This window comes from Tistlia consotensis USBA 355 (assembly GCF_900177295.1).
Classification (GTDB): domain Bacteria; phylum Pseudomonadota; class Alphaproteobacteria; order Kiloniellales; family DSM-21159; genus Tistlia; species Tistlia consotensis.
Genome location: NZ_FWZX01000019.1, coordinates 1 through 13,920, shown reverse-complemented (window position 1 = coordinate 13,920; position 13,920 = coordinate 1). Strand labels below are relative to the sequence as shown.

The window sequence follows — 13,920 nt, the reverse complement described above, 5'->3', positions numbered from 1 at the left end:
TCAGTTCCGTTGCCCGAGGTTCCCGTCCGCCGTCATGCCGCCGCTGCTCGATGCCCGTACCCCGCCACCGCCCCGTCGCGGACAGCCCTCCGGCCTGACCCTGGCGCCGGCGCCACTGGCGCTGGTCGTCGCGCTGCTGCTGGTCTTCGCCGCGCAGCGCCTGTCGCCGCCCGACATCGCGCAGTGGATCCTGGTGCACGGCGCCCTGCTGATCTTCATCGGCGGCCAGGCCGACTGGTCGCGGCTCTACACCCTGGTGACCAGCCTGTTCCTGCACGACGGCTGGCTGCACTTCGGCTTCAACGCCTTCTGGCTGGCGACCATCGGCTCGCTGGTGCACCGCTTCGTCGGGCCCTGGCGCTTCCTGCTGATCTTCTTCCTGGGCGGCATCGTCGGCGGCCTGGCGCTGGTGCTGTCGCACTGGGGCGAGACCGTGATCGCGATCGGCGCCTCGGGCTCGGTCTTCGCCTTCCTGGGCGCCGGCGGCCACGTCTTCGTCGCCCGGCCGGACGACACCCGCGCCGAGCGGCTGAAGCGCCTGGCCGCCTTCACCGTCGTGATGATGGCGCTGAACCTCGCCTTCGCCTTCTTCGGCACGCTGCCCGGCATGGACCCCGTCTCGGTCGCCTGGGAAGCGCATGCCGGCGGCTTCCTGACCGGCCTGCTGCTGTTCCCGCTGCTGGCCAGGGGGCGCGAGGGCGGCCTGCCTACCAGCCGAGGCCGCGGCGCACCAGGCTGAGGCCGATCAGCAGCAGGACGGCCAGCAGCACCCGGCGGAAGGTCTGCTGCGGCACGATGCGGCGCAGGCGCTGGCCGGCGAGGACGCCGAGCATCACCGGCACGACGAAGATCGCCGAGAGCAGCAGCTCCTGCGGCCCCAGCACGCCCTCGGCGGCCAGCGTGCCCCAGAGCGGCAGGCCGGCGGCGACGAAGGCCAGGCCGACGGCAGCGACGAAGGCGTCCTTGGGCAGCTGCAGCGAGACCAGGTAGAGGATGATCGGCGGCCCGAAGAAGTTGGAGAGGCCGCCGAGCGCCCCGGCCAGCACCCCGACGACCGGCCCGAGCGGCTTCTCCAGCCGCGCCGGCAGCACGATGCGGTGGGCCACCAGGTTGAAGAGCGCGAAGGCGACGACGATCACGCCGAGCGAGAGGTAGGTCGTGCGCGCGTCGAGCGCGACCAGCAGCCGGGCGCTGGCGAGGCAGGTCAGCATCGCCGCCAGGATCATCGGCCAGAAGCGCCGGAGCGTCGGCCCGATGAAGCGGCGGTCGAGGCCCTGGTAGAGGTTGCTGACCAGGATCGGCAGGGTCATGGCGGCGATCGCCGTCGGCACCGGCATGAACTGCGAGAGCACCGGCACCGCGACCAGCGGCAGGCCGATGCCGAGCACGCCCTTGACGCCGCCGGCCACGACCTGGAGCGCCAGCAGCAGCAGGAAGCCGGCGAGGTCGACGTGGAGCGCGGCGACGAGCGCGCTCAAGCCGAGGCCTTCGCGAGGTCGCGCAGCGAGACCGCCGGATCGGCGAGGCTGTCGGCCCGGACCCGCACGCGCTGCTCGATCAGCTGCCTCAGCGGCCGCCGCTCCCGGCCGGCGTCGAACAGCGCGGCGCCGCGGAGCAGGCCGTGCTCGATCTCGAAGGCGATCGCCGGCCCCGCGAGCGGCGTGCCGCGCCAGACCAGCTCGCCCTCGAAGGCGGTCAGGCCGAGAAGCTGCAGGTTGAGCTCGTACTGGTCCGTCCAGAACCAGGGCACGACACTGTAGGGCTCCGGCTTGCCGCAGATCGCCTTGGCCGCGATCTGCGGGGCCAGCTCGGCGTTCTCCCAGGACTCCAGCCGCACCCGGCGGCCGAGCCAGACGTTCTCGTGGCGGGTGCAGTCGCCGACCGCCCAGACCCCGGGCGCCGAGGTCGCCGCGAAGGCGTCGGTCAGGATGCCGTCGTCGCAGTCGAGGCCGGCGGCCCGTGCCAGGCCGTCCTCGGCCGTGCAGCCGATGCCGACGACCGCGACCTCGGCCGCCATGCGCGTGCCGTCGGCGAGCACCACGCCCTCCAGCCGGTCCCTGCCCTCGAAGGCCGCGACCTGGCCGGACAGGCGGATGTGCACGCCCCGCTCGATGTGCAGCTGGCGCAGGTGGCGCGAGACCTTCGGGCCCAGGGCGCGGCCGATCAGGTGCGGCGCGGCCTCCACCACCGTGACCCGGCAGCCGCGCCGCCGCGCGCTGGCCGCGACCTCCAGGCCGATGAAGCCGCCGCCGACCAGCAGCAGCTCGCGGCCCTCGGTCAGCTCGGGGGCCAGGGCGCGGGCGTCGGCGGCGCTGCGCAGCAGGTGGACCCCCGGCAGCTCGGCCCCGGGACAGGCGAGGCGCCGCGGCCGCGCGCCGGTCGCCAGCACCAGCCGGTCCCATTTGACGTGGCGGCCGCCGGCGCAGGTCAGGCGCCGCGCGCCGACCTCCAGGGCCTCGACCGTCAGGCCGGTCTCCAGCTCGATGCCCAGCTCCTCGAGCTGGCCCGGCTTGAAGAGCGCCGCCTTCAGGGGATCGGCGCCCTCGGCCAGCACCTCCTTGGACAGCGGCGGCCGCTCGTAGGGCGCCTCCGGCTCGGCGCCGAGCAGCAGGATGCGGCCCTGCCAGCCCTGCCTGCGCAGCGCCTGCGCCGTCCGCCCCCCGGCCTGCCCGGCCCCGACGATCACCGCCGTCTCGCTCATCGTTCCTCCCGCCTGCCTCTGTCGTCCAGCATCACGGCGGCGCACGCGCGCCGCAACCCGCGCCCCTAGCCGGCCAGCCGTGCGCGGATCAGGCCGCGCAGGGCGTTGCCGACGAACAAGGCCGGCGCGGCGCGCAGCTCGCCGAGGCTCAGCGGCGCCTCGCGGGCCCGGCCGGCGGCGAGCAGCTCGGCGCGCAGCACCGAGTCGAGGCAGCCCTCGGCGAGCGGCGGCGTGCGCAGCCGCTCCGGCGCCGCCGGGTCGGCGGCGTAGAGGCAGGTGATGCCGCCGTCGGCGACCCGGCCGGCGCGATTCAGGAACAGCACCTCCTCGGCGCCGCTGCCCGGCAGCAGGCGCGCCCGCTCGCCGTCGTAGAGCGCGCGGCGGTCGGTCTTGTGGCGCAGCAGCGGGTCGGACTGGTCGAGGCGGCGCTCCGAGACGACCAGGGTCCAGACGCTGTCCGGCGGCAGCGCTGCGAAGGCCGTCGCCGTCGCCGCCAGCGTGCCGTCCCGGGCCAGGGTGAGGCGGATCCGCAGGGACCACTCCGGCCGTCCGGCCGCCGCGGCCTCGACGGCGCGCACCGCCTCGGCGGGATCGCAGGCGAAGCCGAGCGCGGCGGCGGAGCGCCGCAGCCGCGCCAGGTGCAGCGGCAGGCGCGGCGCGCCCTCGCCGGCGCGCCACAGCAGGGTCTCGATCAGCCGAAGGCCGGGCACGGCGCGGCAGTCGCGGCACTGGCCGACCGGAGCAGGTCGGTCAGGAAGCGGGCCTTGAGCAGGCATTCCGCGTACTCCTCCGCGGCCCCCGAGTCGGCGACCAGGCCGGAGCCGACGGAGAGCAGGCCGCGCCGCAGGCCCCCGCCCCCGACCTCGCCCGCGCCGTCGACCGCGCCGAGCCTGAGGGTGCGGATCGCGACGCTGAAGGCCATGGCGCCGCCCGGCGCGATGCAGCCGATGGCGCCGCAGTAGGCCTCGCGCGGGCTCTCCTCCAGCTCCGCGATGATCTCCATGGCGCGGATCTTCGGCGCGCCGGTCACCGAGCCGCAGGGGAAGAGCGCGCGGAAGCGCTCGAGCAGGGAGCCGCCGGCCTTCAGCCTGCCGCGCACCGTCGAGACCATCTGGTAGAGCGTCTCGTAGGTCTCGACCTCGAAGAGGCTGGGCACCGAGACGCTGCCAATCTCCGCCGTGCGGCCGATGTCGTTGCGCAGCAGGTCGACGATCATCAGGTTCTCGGCGCGGTTCTTGGGATCGGCGGCGAGCGCCGCCCGCGCCGCCCGCTCGGCTGCGGCGTCGCCGCGGATCGCGGCCGGCCGTTCCGCCGTGCCCTTCATCGGCCGGGTCTCGATCCAGCCCTCGGCGTCGGCCCGGAAGAACAGCTCCGGCGAGGCCGAGAGCAGCAACGGCCCCGCGAGCGCGACCAGCGCGCCGTGGCGGACCGGCTGGGCGCGCCTGAGCGCGCCGTAGAGCGCCAGCGGATCGGCCCGCGTCTCGATCGCCAGCGGGAAGGTCAGGTTGGCCTGGTAGACGTCGCCGGCCAGGATCCAGTCGGCGACCTGCCGGAAGCGCTCGCCGTAGGCCGCCGGCCCGAGAGCCGGCACGACCCGCTCCAGCGTCGCGCGCCCGGCGCCGGCGTCGCAGCGCGCCAGCAGCGCCTGCGCCTCGGCGGCCGGCGCCGGCGAGTCGTAGAGGCCGAAGGACAGCAGCGGCCCGGCCATCGCCGCCGCCTTGGCCGGCAGCAGGGGCGCCAGCCGGGGCTCGAGCAGGTAGCCGAGCTCGTAGGCGGCGAAGCCGGCGAGCCACAGGCCCTCGTGATGCGCCGCCTGCAGCCGCCGGAAGGCCGCCTCGACGTCCGGCTCGCCCGGCCAGAGCGTCACGACGTCGCGCGGCCGCGCGAACAGCCGGGCGCTGCCGGTCAGGCTGGAATCGAGCAGGACGCTGCCGGGTTCGGGGACCATGGGGCGGGTTCTAGCGCGCCGCCGCCGCGCCCGTCATGCCCGCAAGCGGCGTCGAGGCGCCCGGAAGCGCTGCCGGAGCGCTCCCCATCTTCGCCATCCCCGCGAAGGCGCCGGGGCATGCCCACAAGTCCGCCATCCCGGAAGCCGCCTTGCCCGACAGCTCTGCTGTCGTCGGCAAAGCGAGCTGTCCGGGATCCAGGGGGCCCAAGCCGGGCCGCCTGGGCTCGCGGCCCTGGATCCCGGCTCGCAAGGCTCGCAAACCGAAAGCTTTTCAAGGCTTTCGGGCTCACCTGACGCCCGGGGTGACGAGATGGGCAGAGCCTCAGAAGAAGGTCGCGAGGCCGCCCGTCACGCCGTAGGCGTCGTCGACCGTGAAGACCAGGCGCCACTTGTCGAAGGTCGTGCAGGGGTGGGAGATGCCGCAGGCGACCAGGTCCCCGACCTTGAGCGGGCTGCCCCCCTCGCTCTCGGGCGGCAGGGCCAGCTCGGCGTGCTGGTCGTGCAGCTTGGTCACCCGGTGGCCCGGCGCCAGGGCCTCGGGCGCGCCCGCCCCGCCCGGCCGGTGCCAGCGCTCCGGCACCGGCAGGCCGGCGTCGAAGCCGGCGTCGCGCTTGCCGAAGCTCAGGATCGCCTTGCCGGGCTCGGGGCGCGACTGCACCAGGCTCCAGAGCTCGAGCGCCGGGCGCGGCCCCTCGCCGAGCTCCGCCAGGTCGGGCGAGCGCTCCAGCATCCGCGCGAAGGCCTTGCCGTAGAGCCCGCTGTCGTGGGTCAGGTAGCAGCCGCTGCGGGTCACGACCTGGCTCGGCCGCGACAGCCTGACCGCGCCGAGCCGCCCGGCCACCAGGTCGAAGAAGGAGGAGCCGCCGGCGGTCAGCAGCACCCGGTCGGCCTCGAACAGCCCCTCGGCGTCGCAGGCCTCGGCGAGGCCGGCCAGGACCTCGAGGAAGGCCGCGACCGCGGCCTCGCGCGCCGCCTCGCTCTCGCCCTGGATCAGCCCCTCGAAGCCCTCGACGCCGGCCAGCGCCAGGTGCGGCGCGGCCCTGACGGCGCGCGCCACGGCCAGGGCCGTCTCGCGGTCCCGGCAGCCGGTGCGCCCGCCGGCGACCCCGGCCTCCAGCAGGACGCAGAGCGGCCGCTTCAGCCCGGCCTCGGCGCAGCCGGCCTCCAGCGCGGCGACGCCGTCGAGCGAATCGACCAGGCACCAGAAGGCGAAGTCGGGATCGGCCGCCAGGGCCGCCGTCACCGCCCGGATCGCCGGCCAGCCGACCAGCTGGTTGGCGAGCAGCACCCGCTTGACCCCGAAGCGCCGGCAGACCTCGAGCTGCTGCACCGTCGCCACGGTGATCGCCCAGGCGCCGGCCTCGAGCTGGCGGCGGAACAGCTGCGGGCTCATGGTCGTCTTGCCATGCGGCGCGATCGCCGCCCCGGTGCGCGCCAGAAAGCCGTGCATCCAGCGCTCGTTGTGCGCCAGCGCCGGCTCCCTGAGCAGCAGCAGCGGCAGCGGCAGGTCCCCGGCCAGCAGGTTCCAGCCCTGCCGGCCGATGTCGCCGAGGGCGAGCGGCGCGGCGGCGGCCGGGATGCCCTTGGTCAGGGCGTCGAGCGGAAGGGCGGCGAGGTCGGGGGCGGCGAGGTCGGGAGCGGGCATGGCGGAGGCGGGCATGGCGGGGTCCTTTCGTGCGGCACCCGCCCTGTTACCGCCTTCCCGGGCGCCGGGCGAGCCCGAAAGCCGGCCGGCCTCCGGGTCGCGGGCCCCGCGCCCCGGGAGCCGGGGCGGACAGGCCTCGCGCCGCCGGCGCTCCTGCTATGCTGTCCGTCACCGAGGCGAAAGGAGCAGGCCATGAAGATCCAGGGATCCGTCGCGCTGGTGACCGGCGCCAACCGCGGCCTCGGCCTCGCCTTCGCCCGCGCCCTGCTGGCGCGCGGCGCCGCGAAGGTCTACGCCGCGGCGCGCGATCCCGCCTCCGTCGCCCTGCCCGGGGTGGTGCCACTGCAGCTCGACGTGACGCGGCCCGAGCAGGTCGCGGCGGCGGCCGAGGCCGCGGGCGACGTCACCCTGCTGGTCAACAACGCCGGCATCGCCCGGCTCGGCGGCTTCCTCGATGAGGGCGCGGTCGAGGACCTGCGCGCGCATTTCGAGACCAACGTCGTCGGGCCGCTCGCGATGGCCCGCGCCTTCGCGCCGGTCCTGGCCCGCAACGGCGGCGGCGCGCTGCTCGACGTGCTGTCGGTCGCGAGCTGGGTGACCGGCCCGCTGCTGGCGACCTACAGCGCCTCCAAGGCCGCCGCCTGGGCGCTGACCAACGGCCTGCGCAGCGAGCTGGCCGGCCAGGGCACCCAGGTGCTCGGCCTGCACGCCAGCTTCATCGACACCGGGATGGTCAGCGGCCTCGAGGTGCCCAAGAGCAGCCCCGAGGCCGTCGTCGCCGAGGCCCTCGACGCCCTGGAGCGCGGCGACAGCCAGGCCCTGACCGACGATTTCTCGCGCAAGGTGCAGCAGGGGCTGTCGGGGCAGCCGCCGGTCTATCTGAAGGTCATCGCGGATCCGCGCAAGGGGACCGCAGGCTAGCCGGGGCGCCATGGTCCCTCCCCCTTCCGGCGCCGGACCGGCGTGGGGCGGCGAAGGAAGGAGCTCGGCCGACGATCGAGATCATGCCGGAGAGCGAGGGCCCGATCCTCGGCATCCGCGCCAGCGGCCGGCTGACGCTCGACGACGGCGACCGCGTGCCGGCACCGCGCCTCGAGGCCCTGGCGCGGCGGTTCGGCAGCCTGCGCGCGCTCTTCTACCTGGACGGCGGCTTCGAGGGCTGGGACGCCTCGCCGGCCTGCTGATGCAGGGCGAGCTGCGCTGCTCATCCGCCGAGGCGCTGCCCGAGGCCTGGGCCTGGATCAGGGCGTGAGGCGGCCGGTCTCCGGCCGCTGCGCGTCGCGAGCCGCGGCCCGGCGCGCAGCGGCGCGGCTCAGGCGAGCCGCTGGGACAGCTCGACGTCCCCGGCGAAGGGCGTGGAGAGGTAGCCGTTCGCCGGCGAGCGGACGTAGTCGAGGTAGTCCGGGCTGTCGTCGGCGTTGTCGGCGACGATCAGCGCGCCCGGCCGCAGCCGGCCCTCCAGCAGCGCCAGGATGTCCGGATAGAGCGCCTTGGCGCCGTCGAGCAGCAGCAGGTCGATCGTCTCGGGCTGGTCGGCGGCCAGCGTCTCCAGGGCGTCGCCCTCGCGGATCTCGACCAGGTCGGCGAGGCCGCCTTCCGCCAGGTTGGCCTTGGCGCGCGCCACCTTGGAGGGCTCGAACTCGCTGGTGATCAGCCGGCCGCCGCCGTTGTCGCGGAGCGCGGCGGCGAGATGCAGGGTCGAAAGGCCGAAGGAGGTGCCGAACTCGACGATCGTCCGCGCCCCGCCGGCGCGCGCCAGCATGTAGAGCAGCCGGCCGGTCTCTCGCGAGACCGGCAGCGGCAGGTCCTTCAGCAGCCCGTAGAGCTCGCGGTAGGCGGTTCGGCTCTGCAGCAGGCGCGCCCGCTCCTCGCCGGGCAGGCCGGCGAGCGCCGGGCTCGTCTCGGGCGAGGCCGCGGCGGCTTCCGTGAACAGGCGGTCGAGCAGGGCGGACAGGCGGGGCTCGCTCAGGGTCGTCATCGGGAAGCTCCTTGGTGCGTTGCGCGGCCGGATCGGCCTGGGCTAGAAATACGACTGATTAGTCGCATTTCCTATTCGCATTGCCGGAGAGGCCCGTGCCCGACCGCCCGAAAGCCCGGATTTCCGCGCGCAAGCAGCCCAGCCAGGCGCGCTCGCGGGAGCTCGTCTCGGCGATCCTGGAGGCCGCGGTTCAGGTTCTGGCGACGGAGGGGGCGCCGCGCTTCACGACGGCGCGGGTCGCCGAGAGGGCCGGCGTCAGCGTCGGCTCGCTCTACCAGTACTTCCCCAACAAGGCGGCGATCCTGTTCCGCCTGCAGAGCGACGAGTGGCAGGAGACCGGCGCGCTGATGCGCGCGATCCTCGAGGACCGCGCCCGGCCGCCGCAGGAGCGGCTGCGCCGGCTGGTCCACGCCTTCGTCCGCTCGGAGTGCGAGGAGGCCGGGATGCGCGGCGCGCTCGACGACGCCGCACCGCTCTACCGCGACGCACCCGAGGCCCGGCAGGCGCGCGCCTCGGTCGAGCGCAGCGCCGAGGCCTTCCTGCGCGAGGCGCTGCCGCGGGCCGACGACGCGACCCGCGCCCTGGCCGCCGAGCTGATCACCGGCGCGCTCGCCGCGCTCGGCAAGCGCTTCTCGGAGGCCCCGCGGACGCCCGCCGAGGTCGAAGTCTATTCAGACGCCATGGCCGACATGTTCTGCGCCTATCTCGACCGCCTGCGCTGACGGGCGGCGCCGCCCGGCGCAGTGCCGTGCCCCGGGCCGTGCCCCGGGCCGCGCGCCGTGCCGTCGAACGCCAGGCTGCCGAGCAGCCGCTCGGCCGCGCCCGGCGGCCCCGGGACCAGCAGGGCCGCGACCTGCCGGTAGAGGCCGTCCGGCGGCGGCGCCGGCTGCCGGTCGCGCCGCCTGGGCAGCAGACCTTTGAGAAAAGCTCTAGTCATGGCGCCAGGATCGGCCGATGATGCCGCCCTGGCGAACGCGAAGATCTCAGCGAACGCTTGAGGTTTTTTCAAGAGGGAGCCGGCCATGCGACGCCTGCCGTCCCTGCGCGGCCTGCAGGCCTTCGACGCCGTCGCGCGCGCGGGCAATCTGGCCGGCGCGGCGCAGCGGCTCGGCATCACGCCGAGCGCGGTCAGCCACCGCATCCGCGGCCTGGAGCAGGAGCTCGGCCTTGACCTGCTGAGGCGCACGCCGGCCGGCCTGCGGCTGACCGAGGCCGGGCGCCGCTACCGCGCCGAGGTCGAGGGCGCCTTCGACCGGCTCGCCCGGGCCACGGACGAGCTGCTCGGCCCGGCCGCGGCGCGGCCGCTGACGATCAGCCTGACCGCCGAGGTCGGCACGCGCTGGCTGATGCCGCGCTTCCCGCGCTTCGTCGAGCGCCATCCCGAGATCGAGACCGCGATCCTCAGCAGCTACCGGGTCGCGGACCTCGCCGCCGGCGAGGCCGACCTCGCGCTGCGCCACGGCACCGGCGACTGGCCGGGGCTGCGCGCCGAGCCGATCCTGCGCTTCGGCGTCTCGCCGCTCTGCGCGCCGGCGCTGGCGGCCCGCCTCGCCGGCCTCGGGCCCGCGGCGGCCCTGGCGCGGAGCACGCTGATCCGCGACGTCGAGGCGGACAACGACGACTGGGACGCCTGGCTGGCGGCGGCCGGTGCCGGGTCCGCGGCGCCGGCCCGCGTGCTGCGCTTCGAGAACTACACCATGGCGCTGGCCGCGGCGGTCGCCGGCCAGGGCCTGGTGCTCGGCTACTGGGGCTACGTCGAGGCCGAGCTGGCCGCCGGCACCCTGGTCCAGCCCTTCGAGCTCGTCGTGCCGATCGACCGCGGCTACCACCTCGTCTATCTCGAGCAGCGCCTCTCCGACCCCCGCGTCCGCGCGTTCCGGGACTGGGTGGTCGAGGAATGCGGGGAGGGCGACGGCGCAGCCATGGCGCCGGGCTGACGCGCCGCCCCGCTTCCGCCCCCCTTTTCGTCATTCGCGCGGAGGCGGGAATGACGACGAAAAGGGAACGCCGGGCGGGAAACGCCCGCGCGATCCGCGCCTACGAGAACTCCGGCTTCGTCGAGGAAGGGCGAGAGCGCGAATCCGCACCCCTCGACGGCGAGTGGCACGACGACGCGATCACGGGGGTGCTGGAGGGGCAGCATCGGGGTCGGCAAGCGCTAAGCGGCCGCAGTTGACCCGAAGGGGTCGTTCAGCGCGGCTTGCGCCGAGTCCGCGACGGGTGGTGAGCAGTCCTTCGCGATGCCACCGCGGAGCGACAGGGGATGCCCCGATATCGGCCGATAAACGAACCGCGAGCAAACCACGTCGCCCGTGGCTAGCCACGCACGCGTTCACTCGATAACGCTCAGGTTTGGGGACGGCGGCTCGCTCCCCATATGACGCACATGAGCAGCGATGACTACGTGACCGGCAAGCGCATGTGCGAGGACATGACAGCCGAGGCGTTCGAGAGCGATTTTCCGAAGGTAACCGGCCGCACGGTCAAAAATGTCGGTGGAGAGGACCCGCCCGATCTGATCGCACTCATTGACGACATAGAGACCGGCGTCGAACTGACCGCGATAATGGCTGCGGACGCGGAAGACATCGTGCTCGGAATGCATCGACTGGCGAAGCAGAAGCATGAGAAATATGATCGCCGCGGGCTGTTCGGCGGCCGGCCGATGATCCTGTTGGGCCATCTTACTTGGCCTCCTATCGGCACCAAGGAGCGCGAGAACCTGACGATGGAAGCCATGTACCGGGCGATGGCAACTTACCCTGCCCTTTGGGATGTGTGGGAGGAAGTCGATAGCATGTATGACCCATCCGACTTCGACGGGTTCGGTTTCTCCGAGATTTGGCTGATGGACGACGGCATGAAGTACAGTTCCCGCCGTGATCCGCGTGCTCCGGCGGATTTCTTCTGCTTTGCACCATCTGAGAAGGGCGGGTTCTGGGAGTTTGAGAGAAAGCGCCGTCCCCCATACTGGCACCTTTATGCCGGCCACTAGAAGAGCGCGCCGAAGCGGCCGTGATATGGGAGGTGCTAGAATGCGACGGTTCACGGACCCAGAGATCGTGTTCCACTACGAGGGTACGGGCGGCGGGATGGAAAAGACGTTAGAGGCCAACGAGGGTGGCACCCTAACCTACGACGAGTCACCCAATTATTATGCGCATCTCGGGGGCGAGAAGGGCAAGGTGGAGAGACTGTCGCCAGCCGAAGAAAAGGCGCGGTTTCCGGGTTACGATGAGAAGATCGATAGTGCTGTCGCCTATATGAAGGGCCGGCGCGGATCAGCGTCAGAATCCAACTAGCGCCGACCAGGAGCCGAAAGCGTCACGGATCCGACCTCACGGTGCTTTCTGCCGGCGTAAGGGTCGGCTTCGGGGGGCAAGGGCCGTCGGTCTCGCCAGCGGATCGTGCGTCGCATCCTACAGTCGATGGTCGCGGTCCGACTTGTTGCACTTCTAGCACGCAGTCCGCCCGCGCGGCGGCGCGTTAGAAAGGTCGAGAGAATATGAGCGGCATTAACGTCTTCCAGGACTTGGTCTTGACCGGTCCCGACTCTAGCCGCGACGCGCTCGCCGCTGCACTCAAGCAGGAGGCAGCTTCCCCGTGGCACTTCGATGCCGAAGGCTCGGCGAGCGCCGAACGCAACGCGGTCGGCGACAAGGGCATCCTGATCTTTGAGCGCAGCCCTGCTGATGACTTGCCGGCGGTTAGGCTGGTGCTGTGGCCGCAGGATGGGGGCTACTATGTCCCTAACGTTACGCCCGTTCAGACCAGCAAGCTGACGGTTTCCGAATATAACGCGGTTCTCGCGGACTTTGCCGAGACCGTGGCGAAACCGATCGCTCGCCGCTTCGGGTTTACCGTGTCGACGACATCGGCGAACCAGAACCTTGAGGACTGGCTGACACCGGAGGCCGCCATTGCCCTGCGCCGCTTCTCGGGCGCTGCCAACAAGTCGACCGGCGCCAGCCATCCGATGGACGAGCGGCGGTGGTTCGACTTCATCATTGCCGTGCACCGGACCGGAAAGCGGATCGGGTCGGACTACCTCGCCCGCTGGCTGCACGAGGTGGAGGGCTGGGACGAGCAGTCGGCGCACACTCTCGTCGCCGAGTTTGAACGAGGCATCGCTCTGCTTGCGCGGGACGTTGAGACGCGCTGACCGTGCTGGCATTCAACCCTAGCGCAATCGTCGGGCGAGGAGTGCCGGTGCTTTGCATCGACACCTGCTCGGTGCTGGACATCATGCGCGATCCAACCCGGGACGAATTGAAGCCGCACGAACGCAAGGCGGCGATCGATCTTCTCGATCGGCTGGAGAACGGCGACTTGGTTTGCCTCATCGCAGAGCAAGTCGAGCTCGAATTCAACGAACACGACCAGACCGTGCAGGACGAGGCGAGGCGAGCGATCCGGAAGCTTCGGGAAAAGGTTGAGCGCGTAAATCAGATCTACGGCACCTTCCTACCCGCGATCAGCATCAGCCTCACTCATCTCGACGCGCTCGTTGCGCCGGCTCGACAGATCGTTCAGCGCTGGCTGAACGCCTCGACGCTGGTCCCCGGCTCCACCGACGCGCTCATCCGCGCAATGGACCGTGTGAATCGCAACGTCGCGCCCGCGCGCAAGGGCAAGGACTCGGTCAAGGACTGCCTCGTGCTCGAGACCTATCTCGGGGCGATGGCTGATCTGCGCGGTGCTGGCCTGCCCGCGACCGCGGTGTTTCTCTCGTCCAACAGCAAGGAATATCTCGGCGAGACCAACGTGCTGAAGACCGATCTCCAGGCCGACTTCGCACGCATGAACATGGCCTATGCGACCAATATGGCGCAGGCGAAGGTGACGCTCGGATTCTGACCGGGCGCCCGTGGCCTAGCCTCCATCGGCGGCGAGGTGGCACTTCTTATACTTCTTGCCACTGCCACAGTGGCACGGATCGTTGCGTCCCAGTTTCGGGCCCTGGCGGGCGGTTGACTCCGACTTCGGCGATTTTCCGAGCTGGTTCGCCATCTGGTTCATCTTGCCGTCGAACTTCCAGGGGAAGACGACCTTCTTGCCAAAGCGGATTGCGCCCGTTGCTGGCGAAAGGCACAGCCCGAACCATTGGTCCGCCTTCTGGCTGTACTTCCGCAGCGTCATATGCGCCTCCAGCCTTGGCTCCGCCTCGGATCGGGGTGCGAAATTGGCGTGGACCGTGAGGCCGGTGTCGGCGAATCCCAGCGTGAAGTCCGATGAACCCTTCATCTGCGCGGCCCGGAGCACACGGTCGATGCCGTCCGCTAACTCCTTCATCGCATCCCCGCTGAGCTGGTAAAGCGTACGCCTCCGGTGAGAGCCGCCTTGCGGGATAGCGGGATCGTGGGAAGGTCCTAGGGGTAATCCTAGGAGTAGCCCTATGACGATACCGCGGGTCGAGGTGATCACGTCCGTTGAGCGGCGGCGGCACTGGTCGCGTGCGGAGAAGGAGCGGCTGGTCGCGGCGAGCCTGGAGCCGGGCGTGACGGTCTCGGAGGTGGCGCGCTCGGCGGGCCTGCACGTCAGCCAGCTGTTCCGCTGGCGCAAGCAGCTCTGCACGCGGATCGACGCTCCGCCGGCGCCCGAGTCCCAGGCGCTGGTGCCGGTGCAGATCGTGCCGGACGAGGGATCCC

Annotated in this window: 19 protein-coding genes; 11 read left to right on the top strand and 8 right to left on the bottom strand. The window is 72.3% G+C overall.

Going from position 1 to position 13,920, the window contains the following annotated elements:
- Positions 1-34: 34 nt before the first annotated feature.
- Positions 35-739 carry a rhomboid family intramembrane serine protease gene (locus B9O00_RS20085; RefSeq protein ID WP_085124517.1) on the top strand — a complete coding sequence of 235 codons (705 nt, stop codon included), beginning with the start codon at positions 35-37 and terminating at the stop codon, positions 737-739.
- On the opposite strand, the gene B9O00_RS20080 is transcribed toward B9O00_RS20085, so the two are convergent.
- From B9O00_RS20080 to B9O00_RS20060, 5 genes are all read right to left on the bottom strand, one after another.
- Positions 708-1,478 (bottom strand): sulfite exporter TauE/SafE family protein, encoded by a 771-nt coding sequence (locus B9O00_RS20080; RefSeq protein ID WP_085124516.1) that lies wholly within the window; start codon positions 1,476-1,478, stop codon positions 708-710. The genes B9O00_RS20085 and B9O00_RS20080 overlap by 32 nt on opposite strands.
- Positions 1,475-2,701 carry an NAD(P)/FAD-dependent oxidoreductase gene (locus B9O00_RS20075; RefSeq protein WP_085124515.1) on the bottom strand — a complete coding sequence of 409 codons (1,227 nt, stop codon included), beginning with the start codon at positions 2,699-2,701 and terminating at the stop codon, positions 1,475-1,477. The genes B9O00_RS20080 and B9O00_RS20075 overlap by 4 nt, the downstream gene beginning before the upstream one ends.
- Positions 2,702-2,766: 65 nt before the next feature.
- Positions 2,767-3,411 (bottom strand): aminotransferase class IV, encoded by a 645-nt coding sequence (locus B9O00_RS20070; protein WP_200808591.1) that lies wholly within the window; start codon positions 3,409-3,411, stop codon positions 2,767-2,769.
- Entirely contained in the window at positions 3,393-4,649 is a 1,257-nt protein-coding gene (locus B9O00_RS20065) for an aminodeoxychorismate synthase component I (RefSeq protein WP_085124513.1), read from the bottom strand. The genes B9O00_RS20070 and B9O00_RS20065 overlap by 19 nt, the downstream gene beginning before the upstream one ends.
- Positions 4,650-4,971: 322 nt before the next feature.
- On the bottom strand, positions 4,972-6,309 hold the full coding sequence (locus B9O00_RS20060) for an amino acid deaminase (RefSeq protein ID WP_179243970.1): 1,338 nt from the start codon (positions 6,307-6,309) through the stop codon (positions 4,972-4,974).
- Between the two features lie 177 nt (positions 6,310-6,486).
- Between B9O00_RS20060 and B9O00_RS20055 the strand changes: the two genes are divergently transcribed.
- Entirely contained in the window at positions 6,487-7,215 is a 729-nt protein-coding gene (locus tag B9O00_RS20055; RefSeq protein WP_085124512.1) for an SDR family oxidoreductase, read from the top strand.
- 83 nt (positions 7,216-7,298) lie between these two features.
- Positions 7,299-7,478 carry an STAS/SEC14 domain-containing protein gene (locus tag B9O00_RS20050; protein WP_085124511.1) on the top strand — a complete coding sequence of 60 codons (180 nt, stop codon included), beginning with the start codon at positions 7,299-7,301 and terminating at the stop codon, positions 7,476-7,478.
- Positions 7,479-7,606: 128 nt separating this feature from the next.
- On the opposite strand, the gene B9O00_RS20045 is transcribed toward B9O00_RS20050, so the two are convergent.
- Positions 7,607-8,272, bottom strand: a complete 666-nt coding sequence (locus B9O00_RS20045) for an O-methyltransferase (RefSeq protein WP_085124510.1) — start codon at positions 8,270-8,272, stop codon at positions 7,607-7,609.
- Positions 8,273-8,367: 95 nt separating this feature from the next.
- On the opposite strand from B9O00_RS20045, the gene B9O00_RS20040 reads away from it, so the two are divergent.
- On the top strand, positions 8,368-8,994 hold the full coding sequence (locus B9O00_RS20040) for a TetR/AcrR family transcriptional regulator (protein WP_085124509.1): 627 nt from the start codon (positions 8,368-8,370) through the stop codon (positions 8,992-8,994).
- Here B9O00_RS20040 and B9O00_RS20035 read toward each other — a convergent pair.
- Entirely contained in the window at positions 8,973-9,296 is a 324-nt protein-coding gene (locus B9O00_RS20035; protein WP_085124508.1) for a hypothetical protein, read from the bottom strand. The two genes, B9O00_RS20040 and B9O00_RS20035, sit on opposite strands and share 22 nt — an antisense overlap.
- Here B9O00_RS20035 and B9O00_RS20030 point away from each other — a divergent pair.
- From B9O00_RS20030 to B9O00_RS20010, 6 genes are all read left to right on the top strand, one after another.
- On the top strand, positions 9,295-10,209 hold the full coding sequence (locus B9O00_RS20030) for a LysR substrate-binding domain-containing protein (protein ID WP_085124507.1): 915 nt from the start codon (positions 9,295-9,297) through the stop codon (positions 10,207-10,209). The two genes, B9O00_RS20035 and B9O00_RS20030, sit on opposite strands and share 2 nt — an antisense overlap.
- 50 nt (positions 10,210-10,259) lie before the next feature.
- Complete coding sequence (locus B9O00_RS20025; protein ID WP_085124506.1) at positions 10,260-10,448, top strand: GNAT family N-acetyltransferase; 189 nt, start codon at positions 10,260-10,262, stop codon at positions 10,446-10,448.
- A gap of 210 nt (positions 10,449-10,658) precedes the next feature.
- Positions 10,659-11,267, top strand: a complete 609-nt coding sequence (locus B9O00_RS20020; protein ID WP_143596297.1) for a hypothetical protein — start codon at positions 10,659-10,661, stop codon at positions 11,265-11,267.
- A gap of 67 nt (positions 11,268-11,334) precedes the next feature.
- Complete coding sequence (locus B9O00_RS32605; RefSeq protein ID WP_143596296.1) at positions 11,335-11,574, top strand: hypothetical protein; 240 nt, start codon at positions 11,335-11,337, stop codon at positions 11,572-11,574.
- A 203-nt stretch (positions 11,575-11,777) separates the two neighbouring features.
- The gene (locus B9O00_RS20015) at positions 11,778-12,434 is read left to right on the top strand and encodes a DUF1889 family protein (RefSeq protein WP_218822901.1); all 657 of its coding nucleotides are present in this window, start codon (positions 11,778-11,780) and stop codon (positions 12,432-12,434) included.
- Between the two features lie 47 nt (positions 12,435-12,481).
- Positions 12,482-13,129 carry a PIN domain-containing protein gene (locus B9O00_RS20010; RefSeq protein ID WP_085124504.1) on the top strand — a complete coding sequence of 216 codons (648 nt, stop codon included), beginning with the start codon at positions 12,482-12,484 and terminating at the stop codon, positions 13,127-13,129.
- Positions 13,130-13,144: 15 nt separating this feature from the next.
- Here the strand turns inward: B9O00_RS20010 and B9O00_RS33840 are convergent, their stop codons facing one another.
- The gene (locus B9O00_RS33840) at positions 13,145-13,564 is read right to left on the bottom strand and encodes an SEC-C metal-binding domain-containing protein (protein WP_085124503.1); all 420 of its coding nucleotides are present in this window, start codon (positions 13,562-13,564) and stop codon (positions 13,145-13,147) included.
- Positions 13,565-13,667: 103 nt separating this feature from the next.
- On the opposite strand from B9O00_RS33840, the gene tnpA reads away from it, so the two are divergent.
- Positions 13,668-13,920 (top strand): IS66-like element accessory protein TnpA (tnpA, locus tag B9O00_RS20000; RefSeq protein ID WP_143596295.1); only part of this gene is annotated, 253 nt, incomplete at its 3' end.

Bases quoted from the DNA above. Each gene is read 5' to 3' on its own strand.
- B9O00_RS20020 (WP_143596297.1), top strand. From the start codon at position 10,659: ATGAGCAGCGATGACTACGTGACCGGCAAGCGCATGTGCGAGGACATG.
- B9O00_RS20025 (WP_085124506.1), top strand. From the start codon at position 10,260: ATGACGACGAAAAGGGAACGCCGGGCGGGAAACGCCCGCGCGATCCGC.
- B9O00_RS20050 (WP_085124511.1), top strand. From the start codon at position 7,299: ATGCCGGAGAGCGAGGGCCCGATCCTCGGCATCCGCGCCAGCGGCCGG.
- B9O00_RS33840 (WP_085124503.1), bottom strand. From the start codon at position 13,564: ATGAAGGAGTTAGCGGACGGCATCGACCGTGTGCTCCGGGCCGCGCAG.
- B9O00_RS20045 (WP_085124510.1), bottom strand. From the start codon at position 8,272: ATGACGACCCTGAGCGAGCCCCGCCTGTCCGCCCTGCTCGACCGCCTG.
- B9O00_RS20065 (WP_085124513.1), bottom strand. From the start codon at position 4,649: ATGGTCCCCGAACCCGGCAGCGTCCTGCTCGATTCCAGCCTGACCGGC.
- B9O00_RS20060 (WP_179243970.1), bottom strand. From the start codon at position 6,309: ATGCCCGCCTCCGCCATGCCCGCTCCCGACCTCGCCGCCCCCGACCTC.
- B9O00_RS20085 (WP_085124517.1), top strand. From the start codon at position 35: ATGCCGCCGCTGCTCGATGCCCGTACCCCGCCACCGCCCCGTCGCGGA.
- B9O00_RS20035 (WP_085124508.1), bottom strand. From the start codon at position 9,296: ATGGCCGGCTCCCTCTTGAAAAAACCTCAAGCGTTCGCTGAGATCTTC.
- B9O00_RS20075 (WP_085124515.1), bottom strand. From the start codon at position 2,701: ATGAGCGAGACGGCGGTGATCGTCGGGGCCGGGCAGGCCGGGGGGCGG.
- B9O00_RS20015 (WP_218822901.1), top strand. From the start codon at position 11,778: ATGAGCGGCATTAACGTCTTCCAGGACTTGGTCTTGACCGGTCCCGAC.
- B9O00_RS20055 (WP_085124512.1), top strand. From the start codon at position 6,487: ATGAAGATCCAGGGATCCGTCGCGCTGGTGACCGGCGCCAACCGCGGC.
- B9O00_RS20030 (WP_085124507.1), top strand. From the start codon at position 9,295: ATGCGACGCCTGCCGTCCCTGCGCGGCCTGCAGGCCTTCGACGCCGTC.